This is a genomic window from Paenibacillus phytohabitans (assembly GCF_013141775.1).
GTDB classification, from domain to species: Bacteria; Bacillota; Bacilli; order Paenibacillales; family Paenibacillaceae; genus Paenibacillus_AQ; species Paenibacillus_AQ phytohabitans.
This window is the reverse complement of record NZ_WHOB01000096.1, coordinates 1-2,538: the sequence shown is the minus strand read 5'-3', so window position 1 is coordinate 2,538 and position 2,538 is coordinate 1. Positions and strand designations below refer to the sequence as shown.

The window sequence follows — 2,538 nt, the reverse complement described above, 5'->3', positions numbered from 1 at the left end:
GAGCGTAGCTTCATTTGCCGCATATACACACTCACGGTACGTTCCGTGACGGTATAGCCTTCCTGGTGCAGCAACCGGGTGATTTTCGGACTCCCATACCGCATTTTGTGGTCGGCAAAATGGTACCGGATTCGCTCCTTCACCGCAGCCTTGTGGAGTTCTTGTGGACTGGGTTTGGCGCTCAGCCACTTGTAATACCCGCTCCTGGATACTTGTAGGGTTATGCACATCTTCTCCAAGCGATACTCGGAGCGATGGTCCTTCATGAACTGGAATCGGAGTTCCTTGGTCTGCTGAAGATGTGCACTGCTTTTTTTATGATGGCCAATTCTTCATCCCGTTCGGCAAGCTGATCTTGATGTTCCTTGAGCTGACGCCGTGCTTCCTTCAGCTCTGCTTCGAGCTCCCTCACCCGATCCACACTCGCTGCCGGTTCATTCTTTAGCTCTCGATATTGCCCCATCCACTGATGCAGTGTGCTTTTCGGGATGTCTAGCTCTTCCGCTAATTCACTGAAGCTCTTCGTCTGTTCTTGAATAAATTTCACAGTTTCCCTTTTAAACTCTTCGTTATACCGCTGACGTTGTTCTCCCATGTGAACACCTCCGTTACTTCTATTATCAGTCCATCCGTTAACGGTTGTCCACAGTCTATTCTAGTCGCAGTAGATCCGTTATTTCGCCCAATCAGGCCATTCAGCGATCCATGCGGACTCAGAGGACCTTAACTAACCAGTTTCGCCTCATTTTGAGCTCCCTCGAACAATATAAGCGCTCCTGAGTCCGCAACGGGTAAAAAAGCAGGCTTTTTCACAAAATAAGGTCCTCTCAGTCCGCGTAGCAAGCGCTGCATAGAGTAAATCCGCTGACGCCGTACATATTAATAAAAGCCGCAGCATCCGCCACGGCTCTCCATTTGCTATGCTATGCTATCCGTTCCAGTGCCAGAAATCAGCGCTTGCCCTTGCCGCCCTTGGCGAACCGCCAAAAAGCCATGCAGCATCCGAGCAGCCCGACGCCCAGCAAGATGGTCTGCAGTGCTCCCAGCCAGGTTGATTTGTCCGACGGGATCAGGCTGCTGATAATGATCAGCAGGATGGAGACCACGACCAGCACGGGGGTTTGTCTACTTTTTTTCACAAAAAATCACCACTCCTAATTACTAATATTACTAAGGTACACTATCTGCTGGGTTTTAACCAGTTTAGGATGGTTTGTACTCACTCTATAGAACAGCATTATTTATTAGCCCGTTTCGCGATGAAATCATCCGATGCATATTCACTCCACTTATAGATATCATTGAAATCATCCAGGTAGCTCACTACCACACTGTTCAGCGCCGGATCATCATTTAGCTTCTGCTGCTTAATCGTTCTAAATCCATCTAACATAATATCCGGCCGCTTCACAAAAGTCTATCTGTTTAAATACGAGGATTAACAATAACATTGCAAATTGGTTCTATCGTAGATATAATATGTCCGTAATAACTTTTTAATGTAATTAAAGGAGATCGGGCTATGACAGAGTTCTGGGAAGCAAGCTTCATAGAAAAACAAACGATGTGGGGATTTGAACCTTCTGACTCGGCCATCTTAACCAAGGATTTTTTCCTTGAAAAGAATGTTAAAGACATCCTGGTTCCCGGCATTGGATATGGCAGAAATGCAAAGGTTTTTATGGACAATGGAATAGATGTTACTGGTATTGAAATTTCGCAAACAGCGATTGATCTGGCGAGGCAGAGCGGGCTGGATATGAATGTTTTTCACGGCTCGGTAACCGATATGCCATTTGACAACAAACTCTATGACGGTATTTTCTGCTATGCACTGATTCACTTATTGGATCAGCGTGAGCGGGAGAAGTTCATTCAGGATTGTTATAATCAGCTGAAGCCGGGTGGATATATGGTCTTTACAACGGTATCCAAAAAAGCACCAATGTACGGTAAAGGCGTCCAACTGGATACAGACTATTTCGAAATCATGGACCGAGTGAAAATGTTTTTTTATGATGCTGACTCCATTCAACAAGACTTTGCCAACTATGGCCTGGTCGAGATATCAGAAATAGATGAGCCCGGTAAGAATATGAAAAACAAGCCTTCCATAAACTTCTTAATTGTAAAATGTAAAAAGGAAGGATAGCGCTCCAAGCGCACTGTCTGCATAAGTAGAAAAGCCCAACCGCCTCCCCCGGCGAATGGGCTTTGATCTATTTTACTGGCTGCGCTTCTGATATCTGCCAAAGGCTATGATGGTCACCACCATACCCACAATGCCTATACCCGTTAGCACCCCTTGCGTGAAATCTATCAGGTTGCTTCCGTTAGAATGAATAATCCGGCTCGCTGTTAGTGAAAGAAAAGAAGCTGCAAACAATAATCCGGCGTTTTGTTGATACTTTTTATCCATAACTGTGGGTAACACTTAATGTTGTCACTAAAAGGTTCGGAAAAACACCTGATTTCTATCATAAAACGGCACTTTGAGTACAATGGTTTAGCACTTTCCCGTAAATCAAGATGTTTAAA

At 45.1% G+C, this 2,538-nt stretch carries 6 protein-coding genes; 1 reads left to right on the top strand and 5 read right to left on the bottom strand.

Annotation, left to right across the window (positions count from 1 at the left end; all coding sequences use genetic code 11):
- The 4 genes from GC101_RS37025 to GC101_RS33610 form a co-directional block, all read right to left on the bottom strand.
- Positions 1-230, bottom strand: a 230-nt coding sequence (locus GC101_RS37025) for an IS3 family transposase (RefSeq protein WP_425497173.1), incomplete at its 3' end; no start/stop codon positions are given.
- A 32-nt stretch (positions 231-262) separates the two neighbouring features.
- Entirely contained in the window at positions 263-595 is a 333-nt protein-coding gene (locus GC101_RS33620; RefSeq protein ID WP_171720841.1) for a transposase, read from the bottom strand.
- 355 nt (positions 596-950) lie between these two features.
- Positions 951-1,139, bottom strand: coding sequence for a hypothetical protein (locus GC101_RS33615; protein WP_039306684.1), 189 nt, complete (start codon positions 1,137-1,139; stop codon positions 951-953).
- 98 nt (positions 1,140-1,237) lie between these two features.
- Positions 1,238-1,393 carry a hypothetical protein gene (locus tag GC101_RS33610; RefSeq protein ID WP_171720840.1) on the bottom strand — a complete coding sequence of 52 codons (156 nt, stop codon included), beginning with the start codon at positions 1,391-1,393 and terminating at the stop codon, positions 1,238-1,240.
- Between the two features lie 129 nt (positions 1,394-1,522).
- On the opposite strand from GC101_RS33610, the gene GC101_RS33605 reads away from it, so the two are divergent.
- Positions 1,523-2,152, top strand: a complete 630-nt coding sequence (locus GC101_RS33605) for a class I SAM-dependent methyltransferase (protein ID WP_171720839.1) — start codon at positions 1,523-1,525, stop codon at positions 2,150-2,152.
- Positions 2,153-2,224: 72 nt separating this feature from the next.
- Here the strand turns inward: GC101_RS33605 and GC101_RS33600 are convergent, their stop codons facing one another.
- Positions 2,225-2,419 (bottom strand): hypothetical protein, encoded by a 195-nt coding sequence (locus GC101_RS33600; protein ID WP_171720838.1) that lies wholly within the window; start codon positions 2,417-2,419, stop codon positions 2,225-2,227.
- Positions 2,420-2,538 lie beyond the last annotated feature (119 nt).